Source organism: Streptomyces sp. NPDC030143, assembly GCF_055573695.1.
On sequence record NZ_JBVIAY010000027.1, the window covers coordinates 1 to 12,879 of the forward strand.

Annotated in this window: 15 protein-coding genes and 1 pseudogene; 9 read left to right on the top strand and 7 right to left on the bottom strand. The window is 72.6% G+C overall.

Features of this window, described 5'->3' with window-relative positions; translation table 11 throughout:
• Positions 1 to 262: 262 nt before the first annotated feature.
• The 3 genes from ACZ4YY_RS32075 to ACZ4YY_RS32085 all read right to left on the bottom strand — a co-directional run bounded on the left by ACZ4YY_RS32075 (position 263) and on the right by ACZ4YY_RS32085 (position 2,304).
• Complete coding sequence (locus ACZ4YY_RS32075) at positions 263 to 1,363, bottom strand: RNA polymerase sigma factor SigF (protein ID WP_468298298.1); 1,101 nt, start codon at positions 1,361 to 1,363, stop codon at positions 263 to 265.
• On the bottom strand, positions 1,360 to 1,773 hold the full coding sequence (locus ACZ4YY_RS32080) for an ATP-binding protein (protein WP_166002247.1): 414 nt from the start codon (positions 1,771 to 1,773) through the stop codon (positions 1,360 to 1,362). The genes ACZ4YY_RS32075 and ACZ4YY_RS32080 overlap by 4 nt, the downstream gene beginning before the upstream one ends.
• 270 nt (positions 1,774 to 2,043) lie before the next feature.
• The gene (locus tag ACZ4YY_RS32085) at positions 2,044 to 2,304 is read right to left on the bottom strand and encodes a UBP-type zinc finger domain-containing protein (protein WP_468298300.1); all 261 of its coding nucleotides are present in this window, start codon (positions 2,302 to 2,304) and stop codon (positions 2,044 to 2,046) included.
• 60 nt (positions 2,305 to 2,364) lie between these two features.
• Here ACZ4YY_RS32085 and ACZ4YY_RS32090 point away from each other — a divergent pair, with 60 nt between their 5' ends.
• Positions 2,365 to 3,963, top strand: a complete 1,599-nt coding sequence (locus tag ACZ4YY_RS32090) for a Na+/H+ antiporter (protein ID WP_468298302.1) — start codon at positions 2,365 to 2,367, stop codon at positions 3,961 to 3,963.
• A gap of 152 nt (positions 3,964 to 4,115) precedes the next feature.
• On the opposite strand, the gene ACZ4YY_RS32095 is transcribed toward ACZ4YY_RS32090, so the two are convergent.
• On the bottom strand, positions 4,116 to 5,075 hold the full coding sequence (locus ACZ4YY_RS32095; RefSeq protein ID WP_468298303.1) for a 1-aminocyclopropane-1-carboxylate deaminase/D-cysteine desulfhydrase: 960 nt from the start codon (positions 5,073 to 5,075) through the stop codon (positions 4,116 to 4,118).
• Positions 5,076 to 5,186: 111 nt separating this feature from the next.
• Between ACZ4YY_RS32095 and ACZ4YY_RS32100 the strand changes: the two genes are divergently transcribed.
• From ACZ4YY_RS32100 to ACZ4YY_RS32120, 5 genes are all read left to right on the top strand, one after another.
• Positions 5,187 to 6,593 carry a family 2B encapsulin nanocompartment shell protein gene (locus tag ACZ4YY_RS32100; RefSeq protein WP_468298305.1) on the top strand — a complete coding sequence of 469 codons (1,407 nt, stop codon included), beginning with the start codon at positions 5,187 to 5,189 and terminating at the stop codon, positions 6,591 to 6,593.
• Positions 6,594 to 6,705: 112 nt separating this feature from the next.
• Positions 6,706 to 7,830, top strand: a complete 1,125-nt coding sequence (locus tag ACZ4YY_RS32105) for a family 2 encapsulin nanocompartment cargo protein polyprenyl transferase (protein ID WP_468298307.1) — start codon at positions 6,706 to 6,708, stop codon at positions 7,828 to 7,830.
• 209 nt (positions 7,831 to 8,039) lie between these two features.
• Positions 8,040 to 8,627, top strand: a complete 588-nt coding sequence (locus ACZ4YY_RS32110) for a dihydrofolate reductase family protein (protein WP_468298309.1) — start codon at positions 8,040 to 8,042, stop codon at positions 8,625 to 8,627.
• 18 nt (positions 8,628 to 8,645) lie between these two features.
• Entirely contained in the window at positions 8,646 to 8,912 is a 267-nt protein-coding gene (locus tag ACZ4YY_RS32115; protein WP_468298311.1) for a hypothetical protein, read from the top strand.
• A gap of 28 nt (positions 8,913 to 8,940) precedes the next feature.
• The gene (locus tag ACZ4YY_RS32120) at positions 8,941 to 9,213 is read left to right on the top strand and encodes a hypothetical protein (RefSeq protein WP_468298313.1); all 273 of its coding nucleotides are present in this window, start codon (positions 8,941 to 8,943) and stop codon (positions 9,211 to 9,213) included.
• A gap of 50 nt (positions 9,214 to 9,263) precedes the next feature.
• Here ACZ4YY_RS32120 and ACZ4YY_RS32125 read toward each other — a convergent pair whose 3' ends face one another.
• Positions 9,264 to 10,037 carry a VOC family protein gene (locus ACZ4YY_RS32125; RefSeq protein WP_468298428.1) on the bottom strand — a complete coding sequence of 258 codons (774 nt, stop codon included), beginning with the start codon at positions 10,035 to 10,037 and terminating at the stop codon, positions 9,264 to 9,266.
• Between the two features lie 482 nt (positions 10,038 to 10,519).
• Between ACZ4YY_RS32125 and ACZ4YY_RS32130 the strand changes: the two genes are divergently transcribed.
• Complete coding sequence (locus ACZ4YY_RS32130; protein ID WP_468298315.1) at positions 10,520 to 10,636, top strand: phosphatidate cytidylyltransferase; 117 nt, start codon at positions 10,520 to 10,522, stop codon at positions 10,634 to 10,636.
• A gap of 299 nt (positions 10,637 to 10,935) precedes the next feature.
• Here ACZ4YY_RS32130 and sodN read toward each other — a convergent pair whose 3' ends face one another.
• Positions 10,936 to 11,331, bottom strand: a complete 396-nt coding sequence (gene sodN, locus ACZ4YY_RS32135; protein WP_468298317.1) for a superoxide dismutase, Ni — start codon at positions 11,329 to 11,331, stop codon at positions 10,936 to 10,938.
• 145 nt (positions 11,332 to 11,476) lie between these two features.
• Between sodN and sodX the strand changes: the two genes are divergently transcribed.
• Entirely contained in the window at positions 11,477 to 11,911 is a 435-nt protein-coding gene (gene sodX, locus ACZ4YY_RS32140) for a nickel-type superoxide dismutase maturation protease (protein ID WP_468298430.1), read from the top strand.
• Here sodX and ACZ4YY_RS32145 read toward each other — a convergent pair.
• Positions 11,815 to 12,444 (bottom strand): CGNR zinc finger domain-containing protein, encoded by a 630-nt coding sequence (locus tag ACZ4YY_RS32145; protein WP_468298319.1) that lies wholly within the window; start codon positions 12,442 to 12,444, stop codon positions 11,815 to 11,817. The two genes, sodX and ACZ4YY_RS32145, sit on opposite strands and share 97 nt — an antisense overlap.
• A 112-nt stretch (positions 12,445 to 12,556) precedes the next feature.
• Between ACZ4YY_RS32145 and ACZ4YY_RS32150 the strand changes: the two are divergent.
• Positions 12,557 to 12,778 (top strand): annotated as a pseudogene (locus ACZ4YY_RS32150) (SAM-dependent methyltransferase); the annotation flags it as partial.
• Between the last annotated feature and the right edge of the window lie 101 nt (positions 12,779 to 12,879).

Below are 12,879 nucleotides of genomic sequence, written 5' to 3' on the forward strand. Positions count from 1 at the left end.
GGTGCTGGACCGGTACCTGCACCACCTGCGGACGCCCCCTGCCCAGACCTCGGAGCAGCCGCAGACAGCCCACAACCTAACGAAGCACTACTAGGGCCCTTCTGATGGATCTCCGCGGCGTCGCGACGCCCGGCGCACGCACTCTCGCCGCACCGCGCGAAAGCCCAAGTAGCGCCGCTACGAGGACTTCCGCGCCGCACGCCGAGAGCGCGCACCGGACGCCGCTCCTTCTCCCACGGAGATCCATCAGAAGGGCCCTAGGTCACTCCTCCACGAGGAGCTTCTCCCGCAGCTGCGCCAGCGTCCGCGCCAGCAGGCGGGAGACGTGCATCTGCGAGATGCCGACCTCCTGGGCGATCTGCGACTGGGTCATGTTGCCGAAGAAGCGCAGCAGGAGGATCCGCTTCTCCCGGGGCGGGAGGTCCTCCAGCAGTGGCTTGAGCGACTCGCGGTACTCGACGCCCTCCAGAGCCTCGTCCTCCGCGCCCAGTGTGTCGGCGACCGCCGGGGACTCGTCGTCGGTGTCGGGGACGTCCAAGGACAGGGTGGAGTACGCGTTGGCGGACTCCAGGCCCTCCAGGACCTCCTCCTCCGAGATCGCCAGCTTCTCGGCGAGTTCGTGGACCGTGGGGGAGCGGCCGTGCAGCTGGGAGAGCTCGGCCGTCGCCGTCGTCAGCGACAGGCGCAGTTCCTGGAGCCGGCGCGGCACCCGCACCGCCCAGCCCTTGTCGCGGAAGTGGCGCTTGATCTCGCCGACGACCGTCGGTGTCGCGTACGTCGAGAACTCCACGCCGCGGTCCGGGTCGAAACGGTCCACCGACTTGATCAGACCGATGGTGGCGACCTGGGTCAGGTCGTCCAGCGGCTCGCCGCGGTTGCGGAAGCGGCGCGCGAGGTGCTCGACGAGCGGCAGGTGCATCCGGACCAGCTGGTTGCGCAGCTCCGCGTACTGCGGGCTGCCCTCCGGCAGCGCACGCAGCTCGACGAACATCGCCTTCGCCCCGCTGCGGTCCTGAGGCACGTGCTGTGTGCCCGGCACGGCCTGCACGCCCTGGTCGTCGTCTCGCTCGTGCTCGCTCATCGTCCCGCCCGTCGCCCTCTGTCGAGCTCTCACCTCAGCCCGGCCCGGGGTGCCCCCGATCCGCCTCTCCCGAGGCGAGCCCTGCACGGCACCGCCCGCGAGGCCCGCCCGCGTGGGGGGCACGTCGCCCTCCGGATGCGGCCGGGCCTGCTCGGGAATGCCGTCGATGCCGTCCGCCATGCCGGGGGAACCGCCCGGAGAGACTGGATTCTCGGCGCTCTCGGCCGGCAGCTCCCGTGTGCCGCGCTCTTCGTCCCGCACCGGCCCGTCCCCGTTCCTCACGCCGGCCCGGGTCCCGCGCCGCGCTGTTTGTAGAGGCTGATCGAAACGGTCTTGTCCTCGTCCACGGCGGAGGAGACCTTGCCCGCCAGCGCGGACAGCACGGTCCAGGCGAAGGTGTCCCGCGAGGGGGCGTGGCCGTCCGTGGTGGGCGCCGAGACGGTGACCTCCAGCGAGTCGTCGACCAGGCGGAAGACACAGCTGAGCACCGAGCCGGGCACGGCCTGCTGGAGCAGGATCGCGCAGGCCTCGTCCACCGCGATGCGCAGGTCCTCGATCTCGTCCAGGGTGAAGTCCAAACGGGCCGCGAGACCGGCCGTGGCCGTCCGCAGCACCGACAGGTAGGCACCCGCAGCCGGCAGCCGGACTTCCACGAAGTCCTGGGTCGCGGGCTCGCCTGCGATGTGGGACACCCTCACCTCCAAGGTGGTACAAGCTTTTCGGGGCCGAGGGTCGCCCCCCGGGGTAACGCGTGTGTGGTGCAGCGGTGACGCTATCGCGCTCTCATCCGTCCTGTCCCCGGGACCCCAACCCCCTGGCGTCACTCACAGTAAAGCTGTGAACACGCTCCGTGTCTAGGGGGTCTGCGGACCCAAATGGGAAGAGGGCGCGCCGGGTTGACGTACCCCGGCGTCAGATGCTCGAACCGTACCCGCTGGACCGCCGCACCGTCCTGCGGTGGCTCATACGAGGACGTGGTCCTCGAAGCACCAACGCCAGTTCTCGCCGGGTTCGAAGGTCCGCATGACCGGATGGCCGGAGTCCTTGTGGTGCTCGGTGGCGTGGCGACCCGGCGAGGAGTCGCAGCAGCCGACGTGCCCGCACGTCAGACACAGCCGCAGTTGCACCGGGTGGGTGCCGTCCCGCTCGCACTCCGGACACGTCTCGCCGAGCGGGACGGGTTCGGGGTGAGGCAGCGCGTCGGCGTGCGTGCACTGTTTCATGATTGCCAGATTACGACGCTCGTGCGGACGACCGCGCGGAAAAACGAGGGTGGGCAGGACATGGACGTGATGCCACTGCTGTTGCTGGTGGCGGGCAGTGCGGCGATCGCCGCGGCGGCCCGGCGCACCCCGGTGCCGGCGCCCCTGCTGCTGGTCGCGGTCGGCCTGGCCGTCTCCTACGTCCCCGGCGTCCCCGACTACACCCTCGATCCGGACGTCGTCCTGCCGCTGCTGCTGCCCCCGCTGCTGTACACCTCGGCCACCGACAGCTCCTACCTGGACCTGCGCGCCCAGCTGCGGCCGGTGGCGCTTCTGTCGGTCGGGTACGTGCTGTTCGCGACGGTCGTCGTCGGATGGGCGGCCTACCTGCTCGTCCCCGGGCTGCCGCTGACGGCGGCGCTGGTGCTGGGCGCGGTGGTGGCGCCGCCGGACGCGGTCGCGGCGACGGCGGTGGCCCGCCGGGTCGGCCTCCCGTCCAAGGTCACCACGATCCTCCAGGGCGAGTCCCTGCTGAACGACGCCACCGCGATCACCGCCTACAAGGTCGCCCTCGCGGTCGTCGTCGGCGAGGGCGCCTCCTGGGCCGGCGGCGTCGAGGAGTTCCTGGTGGCGGCGGTCGGCGGCACCGCCGTCGGGCTGCTGCTGATGGCCCCGCTGCACTGGCTGCGCACACACCTGAGGGAACCGCTCCTGCAGAACACCCTCTCCCTCCTCATCCCGTTCGTCGCCTACGCGGCCGCCGAGCAGTTCCACGCCTCCGGGGTCATCGCCGTGGTCGTCGTCGCCCTCTATCTCGGCCACCGCGCCTGGGAGGTCGACTTCGCCACCCGCCTCCAGGAGGAGGCGGTGTGGAAGATGGTCGCCTTCGTCCTGGAGTCGGCGGTGTTCGCCCTGATCGGCCTGCAGCTGCCCGTCGTCCTGCGGGGCCTCGGCGCCTACGAGGGTGCGGACGCCGCCTGGTACGCGGTCGTCCTCTTCCTGGTGGTCGTCGCCGTGCGCTTCCTGTGGGTCTACCCGGCGACCTTCCTGCCGAGGCTGCTGTCCGCCCGCATCCGCGCGCGGGAGGAGAACCCGACCTGGCGCGGGCCGATCGTCATCGCCTGGGCCGGCATGCGGGGCGTGGTCTCGCTCGCCATCGCCTTCTCGATCCCGCTCACCGCCGACCACGGCGACGAACCGTTCCCGCACCGCAACCTCATCCTGTTCCTGACCTTCACCACCGTCATCGGCACCCTGGTCGTCCAGGGACTGACCCTGCCGCCGCTGATCCGCCTGCTGAAGTTCCCCGACCCCCACCCGCAGGCCGCCACCCTCGCCGAGGCCAACGCGCAGGCGCAGGCCTCCCGGGTCGCCGAGGAACGCCTGGACGCCCTCCTCGCCGACGAGCGCAACATCCTGCCCCCGCCCCTCGCCGACCGCCTGCGCACGGTCCTGGAGCGCCGCCGCAACGCCGTCTGGGAACGCCTCGGCCAGACCAACCCGGTCACCGGCGAAACCGTCGACGACACCTACCGCCGTCTCTCCCGCGAGATGATCAGCGCCGAACGGGAGGTCTTCGTCCGCCTCCGCGACGGCCGCCACATCGACGACGAGATGCTGCGGACGCTGCTGCGCAGGCTGGACCTGGAGGAGGCGGCGGCCTACCGGGAAGCGGGGTAGGGGAGGCCGGGACTGTTTCCTTCGGGACGGCGGGCCGGGCGCGGTCTTTCGGGGCGGCGGGCCGGGCGACGGTTCCTGCGGAGTGCTCCGGGGGAGCGGGCGGGCGTCCCGGGGGCCGTCCCGCGCGGCTCAGAGCCCTGCCGGGGGCCGGGTCACGTGGGGAACGGCGTGCCCGTGATCACGGCCGCCACCCGGGTCCCCGGGGCGAAGGCGCCCTCCCGGGCCAGCGCGACGAGTCCGAACAGCAGCTTGGCCACGTAGAGGCGTTCCAGGGGCAGGCCGTGGCGCCGCTCGAAGTCGGTGGCGAAGACGTCCAGTTCGGGGGGCGTGCGGGCGTAGCCGCCGAAGTGGAAGCGGTCGTCCAGGGACCAGTGTCCGGCCGGCGCGCCGAAGGCCTCCGTCTGGAGGGACCGTATGGCGTCGTCGAGGAAGGCGCCCCTGAGGACCGGTATGCCCAGGGCCCGCTGCCCGGGGGCGAGACCGGCGGCCAGGCCGGCGAGGGTGCCGCCGGTGCCGCAGGCCAGCGCGACGACGTCGGCCCGGCCGCGCAGCTCCTCGCCGAGGGCCCGGCAGCCGTGGACGGCCGCCGTGTTGCTGCCGCCCTCGGGGACGACGTACGCGCCCTCGGCGTCGGCCGCGCGCAGCACCGCCCCGAGCATGGGGGGCTCGTTCTTGCGGCGGTAGGCCGCGCGGTCGACGAAGTGCAGCCGCATCCCGTCGGCCGCGCACCGGGCGAGGGAGGGGTTCAGCGGGCGGTCCGCCAGCTCGTCGCCGCGCACCACGCCGACCGTGGCCAGCCCGAGCAGCCGGCCGGCGGCCGCCGTGGCCCGCAGGTGGTTGGAGTAGGCGCCGCCGAAGGTGACGACCGGCCGCCCGGCCGCGGCCCGCAGGTTCGGGGCCAGCTTGCGCCACTTGTTGCCGATCAGCTCCGGATGGATCAGGTCGTCCCGCTTGAGCAGCAGCCGAACGCCGTGCCGCGCGAACCGCTCGTCGTCCACCTCGGTCAGGGGTGACGGGAGGCGCGGACGCAGGGCGGCGGAGTCGGTCACCGGGCCATTGTCGAACACCGACCGGTGCGAAAACACGCTCTGCCCAGCGCGACGATGATCCATTCCCGCTCTTTCGTGTAATAGCACGAGCGCGCTCCGTGATGGAAGGCTTGCCGCGAGAACAGTGCATCGGCGCAGTACGGCGCCCGTGCATGACCGGGAGGGCAATTCTCTATGTCGGTAGGCGATGAGGTCCGCACGGAGCAGGGCAAGCCGCAGCAGAGTCTCGGCACCGCGGCCGCGCGGAACCTGGCCACCACCACCAAGTCCGTGCCGCAGATGCAGGAGATCAGTTCCCGCTGGCTGCTGCGGAATCTGCCCTGGGTGGACGTGCAGGGCGGCACGTACCGGGTGAACCGGCGGCTGACGTACGCGGTCGGCGACGGCCGGGTGACGTTCGTCAAGACCGGTGACCGCGTCGAGGTCATCCCCGCCGAGCTGGGCGAACTGCCCGCGCTGCGGTCGTACGAGAACGAGGAGGCCCTGGCCGAACTGGCCCAGCGCTGCCGGCAGCGCGAGTACGCCCCGGGTGAGATCATCGCCTCCTTCGGCGGTCAGACCGACGAGGTCTACCTGCTGGCGCACGGCAGGGTCGAGAAGGTCGGCACCGGCCCCTACGGCGACGACCAGGTCCTCGGGGTCCTCGCCGACGGCGCCTACTTCGGCGAGCAGGCACTGCTCGACGCCGACGCCATCTGGGAGTACACCGCTCGCGCCGACACGGCCTGCACGGTCCTGATCCTGTCCCGCCAGGACGTCGACCAGGTCGCGGAGCGCGCCGACTGCCTGCGCGCGCACCTCCAGGCACAGCGCTCGATCCCCGAGCAGCGCACCAACAAGTACGGCGAGAAGGCCGTCGACCTCGCCGCGGGCCATTCCGGGGAGCCGGACATCCCGCACACCTTCGTGGACTACGAGGCCCGGCCGCGCGAGTACGAACTGAGCATCGCCCAGACGGTGCTGCGCATCCACTCGCGCGTGGCCGACCTCTACAACCAGCCCATGAACCAGACCGAGCAGCAGTTGCGGCTGACGGTCGAGGCGCTCAAGGAGCGCCAGGAGCACGAGCTGGTCAACAACCGCGAGTTCGGACTGCTGCACAACTGCGAGTACGACCAGCGCATCCAGCCGCACGACGGCGTGCCCAGCCCGGACGACCTGGACGAACTCCTCAGCCGGCGGCGCGGCACCAAGATGCTGCTGGCCCACCCGCGCGCGATCTCCGCGATCGGCCGCGAACTCAACAAGCGGGGGCTCGTCCCCGAGACCATCGATGTCGGCGGCAACCGGATCCCCACCTGGCGCGGGGTGCCCATCTACCCCTGCAACAAGATCCCGGTCACCGAGGCCCGTACCAGCTCGATCATCGCGCTGCGTCTCGGCGAGCAGGACCAGGGCGTCATCGGCCTGCGCCAGTCCGGCATCCCGGACGAGATCGAGCCGAGCCTGTCCGTGCGGTTCATGGGCATCAACGAACAGGCCATCATCAAGTACCTGGTCACGGCCTACTACTCGGCCGCCGTGCTGGTCCCGGACGCGCTGGGCGTCCTGGAGAACGTCGAGATCGGCCGCTGGCGGTGACGTCGCCCGCGTGCCCGCCGTGTCCCCGTCCGCCCGGGCGGGTACACCCAGGGGGTACCCGCCCGGTGGTGGCGCATCCGCCACCGGACGCGGACCCTGCGAGGGGGACTCCATGACCGAGTTCGTGACGGAGACCAGGCCGCCGCGCGCGGACGGCACGGAGGAAGGGGGCGGCCCCGTCGGGAGCCGGGCCGACGGCGGGCGGGCAGCCCTCGACGGGCACGAGGCGGTGGCGATCCTGGCGGACACCCGGGCGTCCGTCGACCCCGCGCTGCGCACCGCCCTCGACTCCCTGCCCGGCTCGATGCGCCGGATCGCGCGCTACCACTTCGGCTGGGAGCACGCCGACGGAACACCGGCCGCGGGCAACGCCGGCAAGGCGATCCGCCCGGCCCTCGTCCTCACCGCGGCCGCTGCCCTCGGCGGGCCGTCGGCCCGGGCGGCGGCCGTCCGGGCGGCCACCGCGGTGGAGCTGGTCCACAACTTCACGCTGCTGCACGACGACGTGATGGACCGCGACACCACCCGCCGCCACCGCCCCACCGCCTGGACGGTGTTCGGCGACGCCGACGCCATCCTCGCCGGAGACGCCCTCCAAGCCCTGGCCCTCGGGCTGCTCGCCGAGGACCCCGACCCGGCGTCCCCGGCGGCCGTGGCCCGGCTCGCGTCCTGTGTGGTCGAGCTGTGCGCCGGCCAGCAGGCCGACACGGCCCTGGAGAAGCGGGGTCCCGCCGAGGTCACCCTCGACGAGGTGCTGGCCATGGCCGAGGCCAAGACGGGCGCGCTGCTCGGCTGCGCCTGTGCCCTCGGCGCGCTGTACGCGGGGGCGGCCGCGGAGGACGTCGACGCGCTGGACGCGTTCGGCCGGCAGGCCGGGCTCGCCTTCCAGCTCATCGACGACGTCATCGGCATATGGGGCGACCCCCGGCACACCGGCAAGCCGGCCGGCGCCGACCTGGCCGCCCGCAAGAAGTCCCTGCCGGTGGTCGCCGCGCTCGCCTCCGGCACCCCGGCCGCCGCGGAACTGGCCGAGCTGTACGGGAGTCCGTACGAACCGGCGGACCTGGAGCGCACCACGCTCGCCGTCGAGCGGGCCGGCGGACGGGCGTGGGCGCAGGAACAGGCGGGTGACCGGATGGCCCGGGCGATGTCCGAGCTGGCCCGGGCGGTCCCGGACCCGGAGACGGCGGGAGGTCTGCTCTCCCTGGCGGAGTTCGTGACGCGACGCAGCACTTGAGTTCGAGACCCCGGAACCCCGGATCGCGCGACCCCTGACTCCGCGCGGTCGGAGGGGTTCCGGCCGGGCGGGTCCCGCGCAACCCCACGGTGCGCGGGACCCGCTTCTGCGTGCGTCGGGAAAGTCGTGGGTCGAAAACACTTGCGCCACTACGTTTGGAGTACTACAACTACAGTGGTTTACGAATCGATCTACGAAAAGAGACCGGCTTGCGCAAGCTCACCTACTTCGTCGCCTGCTCCATCGACGGGTTCATCGGGGACCCGCAGGGCGACGCCTCGTCGATGTTCGCCTTCCTCGACGAGGAGTTCGTCGGCTTCCTCGCCTCGACGTACCCCGAGACCATCGCCACCCCCGGCCGCGCACAGCTCGGCATCGAGGAGGCCGAGAACCAGCACTTCGACACCGTGATCCAGGGCCTCGGCAGTTACCGGGTCGGTCTCGACGCCGGGCTCGCCAGCCCCTACGGCCACCTCCGCGAACTCGTCGCCTCCCGCACGCTCGGCGACTCGCCCGACCCCAACGTCGAGGTGATCGACGGCGACGTCGTGGCCCGCGTCCGGGAGCTGAAGGCCGAGGAGGGAAAGCTCGGCATCTGGCTGTGCGGAGGTTCGCGGATCGCGGGTGCGCTGATCGACGAGATCGACGAACTGGTCATCAAGACCTATCCGCAGGTCTACGGCTCCGGCATGCCCATGTTCGGCGGCACCGGTTTCTCCCTGTCCGACTTCACGCTGGAGTCGGTGCGCACCTTCTCCAACGGAGTCCTCGTCCGCACCTACGCACGCAGGCGCTGACCGGCCTACCCTGGTGACATGGACAGGGAACACCACGTCTGTCCCGACTGCGGGCAGCACGTAGACACCGTCGTCCGGCGTCACAAGACGCTGGGTGCCTGGGTTCCGCGCTGGGTCGCGGGCCCCTGCCACAACCCCGACTGCGGGGCGTACGTCGAGCCCGGCGCCCAGCAGCACGGCCACCAGGGGCACGGCCCGCACGCGCGGCACGATCACGCCGGGCACCCCGACCGGCCCGGGCCGGCGGAGGAGGCGGGCCCCGCCCCCGCGACCCCTGCCTCCTGAGGCAGGGCCGGGGCGCCGGCGTGCATCCATGACCGAACGTGGAGGAACGGACGGAGTGACGGCCGGCGCGCGCCGCCGCCGATGGCGGTGGGCCGTGACCCTCTGGGCGACGGCGGTGGTCGTGGCCGGGGGCGCGACCCTCCTGCTGCGGGACTCCGCCGCGCCCCCGCAACCGCGTGGGTGGTACGAGACCGACGAGCCCGCGCCGCTGTTGGAGGCGGACGTGGACGAGCTGCCCTCCTCCTGCCCGACGGCGGAGCACACCACCGTCGCGTGCGCGTACGCCACATGGGGCCCCTAGGGTCCCAGCTCGTGATCACCACAGGGCTCGTACGGCGCGGGCCCGCCCGCTCAGCGGCGTCCGACCGCCTCGCGCGTGTCGGACGCCGTCGGCGGCAGGCCTCCCGTCTCCGCGTCGCGGCCGGTCAGGCAGTACAGGCCGCCCGCCGGGTCGCGCATCACCGTCCAGGAGGGGTGGGCGGCGACGAGGTGCGCCCCCCACCGCTCGTGCCGGGCGCGCACGGCGTCGACGTCCGGGCCGCAGGCCAGGTCGAGATGGGCGGACACGGGGCCGTCGTCGTCCAGGCGCTGGAGCAGGATCCGGACCGGCAGGCCGGGCGGCGGCGCGAGCACGTGGAACATCGGGAGCGAACCCGGCCGGGACGTCCACTGCGGCAACAGGGCGCTCCAGAAGGCGACTTCGGCGTCGTACGCGGACGGCGGGACGTCGAGGCAGACCTGGTCCAGGCGGCTGCCGGCCACCACCGGCGGGCGCACGGCCTCACCGTGCCAGGGCACCGCGCAGAACAACTGCCCCGCGGGGGACCGCAGGACGGCCCAACCGTCGTGCTCGGCGGCCGTCCGCGCGCCCAGCTCCCGTGCCGCCGCAACGAACGCGGGCACGTCCTCGACGCAGAGGTCCAGATGCGCCCCGCCGGGCCCGTCGGCCACGCCCTGCACCTTCACGCACGGGTCGGCGCCCTCCGCGAGCAGCGTGGTGAACTCGCCCTGCTCCCCGCGCGGTTCCGACAGCCGGGTGTCGGTGACGGCGGTCCAGAAGGCGCAGGCCCGCTCGAAAAGGTCGGCGGGCCGGTCCACGAAGGCGTACGTCCAGCGGATGCGGATGCTCATGCAGGGATCGTAGGGCGACAACCCGGGCGTCCGTCCCGGCCCCCTCGTCCTGGCCGCCGCGGTGACGGGTGTGGTGCTCGCGGCCTGGCCGGCGCCGGGACAGGGGCCCCGGGTGCTCGCGGTCGGGGCGCTCGCGGTGGCCGCGGTGCCCCTGCTCGCCGGCGACGTCGATCACGGCCCGCGGCGGCTGGGCGCCGGGCTGCCAGGGCTGGCACGGCTGAGTCTTCCGGCCGCGCTGGTGCCGCCCGGGGCGAGCGGGCCGGCGCTGTCCGTGGCGGTCTCGATCGCCGACATCACGGCGTACCTCGCCGGCCGGGGCATCGGCGGGCCGCGGCTCTCCCCCCTGTCACCGGCCCAGCGGTGGAGCGGAACCCTGCCCGGGGCCGCGGCCGGTGTCGGCGTGCTCGCCGTGCTGTCCGCGCCGAGCCGGCCGACGGCGCTCGCGGTGGCGGTCGGCGGGCGACCTGCTCGAGTCCATGGTCAAAGAGGTGCGCGGGCCAAGGACGGGCCGCTGGCTGCCCGGTTCCGGAGGTCTGCTGGACAGGATCGACTCGACGCTCCTCGCGCCGGCCGTCCTGCTCGTCCTGCGCTGACACCCGCCGGCCCGACGCCGCCCGGACGTCAGAGCCGATGCCGCTGGGGACGTCGAGCCGGTGCTGCTGCCCGGACGGCAGAGCCGATGCTGCCCGGACGTCGAGCCGTTGCCGCCGCCCGAGGTCGAGCCGCCGCTCCGAGGTCGAGCCGCCGCCCCGAGGTCGAGTCGCCGCTGCCGGACGCAGAAGACCCGCACCCGGACCGCCGCGGACGCCGTGCTCGGCGGCCTGCGGGCCGGGTGCGGGCCGTAAGACGCTGCAACCAGAAAAAAATCGCAGGTCAGACCGCAAAGAAGGACTCAGGCCTTCTTGGTCTCCCAGAAGATCTTGTCGATCTCGGCGATCAGCTGCAGGGCCTTCTCACCGGTCTGCGGGTCGGTCGAGCCCTTCGCGGCCGACAGGGCCTTCAGGGTGTCGTTGACCAGCTGGTGCAGCTGCGGGTACTTCTCGAAGTGGGGGGCCTTGAAGTAGTCGCTCCACAGCACGGAGACGTGGTGCTTCGCGAGTTCGGCGCGCTGCTCCTTGATGACGGTGGCACGCGCCTGGAAGTGCGGGTCGTCGTTGGCGGCCATCTTCTCCTGCACGGCCTTCACCGACTCCGCCTCGATGCGGGCCTGGGCCGGGTCGTACACACCGCAGGGCAGGTCGCAGTGCGCGCTGACCTTGACCTTGGGGGCAAACAGGCGGGAAAGCATGGAGCGTTCCTTCCTCGTGATCGTCTTCTCAGGTGGGACATTACTCCCTGCGAGACGGGATTTCGCGGGTGCCCCCATGGGCTTAGGACAAAAGTCCGGGGCGAGACTGGGACTGGTGGAGGAACGGACCGGGGAGGTGCCGGCGATGCCGGAGCTGTCGCAGGAGCCCGAGCGGGGGAGGGCCGCCGTGCCCTTCGGACTGGCCGAGGTGACCGGGCCGTCCATGGTGCCGACGCTGCACCACGGGGACCAGCTCGTCGTGCAGTACGGGGCCAGGGTGAGGATCGGTGACGTCGTCGTGCTGCGGCACCCCTTCCAGCAGGACCTGCTCGTCGTCAAGCGGGCCGCCGAGCGCCGTGAGGGCGGCTGGTGGGTGCTCGGCGACAACGCGTACGCCGGCGGCGACAGCACCGACTACGGGGCGGTGCCCGACGACCTGATCCTGGGCAAGGTCCGCTTCCGCTACCGGCCGCCGCGGCCGGGTCAGCGCTCGCCGTTCGCGGTGCTGCGCTGGATGCTGTCGGCGGCCAGGCCCGTGCTGGCCGACCGGTCGGCCTCCAGGCGCTTGCGGGCACGGTAGGCGGCGACGTTGGCGCGGGTGGCGCAGCGGTCGGAGCAGTAGCGCCGGGAGCGGTTGGTGGAGGTGTCCAGGTAGGCGTTGCGGCACGGCGGCGCCTCGCACAGGCCCAGGCGGTCCACGCCGTACTCGGTGAGGTGGAAGGCCAGGCCCATCGCGGCGATGGCGGCGTACCCGGCGGTCGCGTTGGAGGGGTGGTCGGCCAGGTGCATGTGCCACAGCGGGCGGCCGTCGTCGTCGCGGGTGTCGTGGCCCGAGATCTGGGGGCTGACCGGGAACTCCAGCAGGAGCGAGTTCAGCAGGTCGACCGCGAGCGTCTCGTCGCCCGCGTCGGCCGCCTCGAACACCGCCCGCAGCCGTGACCGCACCGAGCGGAACCGGGTCACGTCCGCGTCGGTGGCGCGGCGGGCCGCCGACTGGTTCCCGCCGAAGAGGTCGCGGACGGCCTCGGCCGAGGTCAGCGAATCCCTGCCCCGGGCCGGTTCCTCGCTGTTGACGAGGCGAACGGCGTAGTCCGAGTAATAGGCCAGTTCCACTTGCAGTCCTTACGGAGGGGCTCTACGGTCGCGAGTGCGGTCGAGTAACAGCTGATCGTGCTTCCAGGGTATTACGTAGGTGACGGAAGAGGGCTTCCATGACCATCGCGCTGTCGCGGCCCTCTACGGTCGGGTCGCGGAACTCGTCCGCGACGGCGGTGTCTTCCTGAACGCGGACCACATGATCGACGACACGACGCCCCGGATCAACGCGGCCGAGCGCGTCCGGCGCCACGCCCACATGGACCGGGCCAGGGCGGCGGGCGTCGTCGACCGGTCGCAGTGGTGGCGGCCGGCCACCGCCGACCCGGTCCTCGCCGCCCCTCCCGCCCGGTCGACCGTTTCGAGATCCACGGCGAGCAGTCGACGCGCAGGGCCCGCGCACGCGAAAGGGGCGGTACGAGGATCTCGTACCGCCCCTTCGCCGGTGAGGAG

Excerpts from the sequence above, each read along its gene's own strand:
- ACZ4YY_RS32085 (WP_468298300.1), bottom strand. The coding sequence starts at position 2,304 with ATGAAACAGTGCACGCACGCCGACGCGCTGCCTCACCCCGAACCCGTC.
- ACZ4YY_RS32090 (WP_468298302.1), top strand. The coding sequence starts at position 2,365 with ATGGACGTGATGCCACTGCTGTTGCTGGTGGCGGGCAGTGCGGCGATC.
- ACZ4YY_RS32095 (WP_468298303.1), bottom strand. The coding sequence starts at position 5,075 with ATGGATCATCGTCGCGCTGGGCAGAGCGTGTTTTCGCACCGGTCGGTG.
- ACZ4YY_RS32100 (WP_468298305.1), top strand. The coding sequence starts at position 5,187 with ATGTCGGTAGGCGATGAGGTCCGCACGGAGCAGGGCAAGCCGCAGCAG.
- ACZ4YY_RS32105 (WP_468298307.1), top strand. The coding sequence starts at position 6,706 with ATGACCGAGTTCGTGACGGAGACCAGGCCGCCGCGCGCGGACGGCACG.
- ACZ4YY_RS32115 (WP_468298311.1), top strand. The coding sequence starts at position 8,646 with ATGGACAGGGAACACCACGTCTGTCCCGACTGCGGGCAGCACGTAGAC.
- ACZ4YY_RS32120 (WP_468298313.1), top strand. The coding sequence starts at position 8,941 with ATGACCGAACGTGGAGGAACGGACGGAGTGACGGCCGGCGCGCGCCGC.
- ACZ4YY_RS32130 (WP_468298315.1), top strand. The coding sequence starts at position 10,520 with ATGGTCAAAGAGGTGCGCGGGCCAAGGACGGGCCGCTGGCTGCCCGGT.
- sodN (WP_468298317.1), bottom strand. The coding sequence starts at position 11,331 with ATGCTTTCCCGCCTGTTTGCCCCCAAGGTCAAGGTCAGCGCGCACTGC.
- sodX (WP_468298430.1), top strand. The coding sequence starts at position 11,477 with ATGCCGGAGCTGTCGCAGGAGCCCGAGCGGGGGAGGGCCGCCGTGCCC.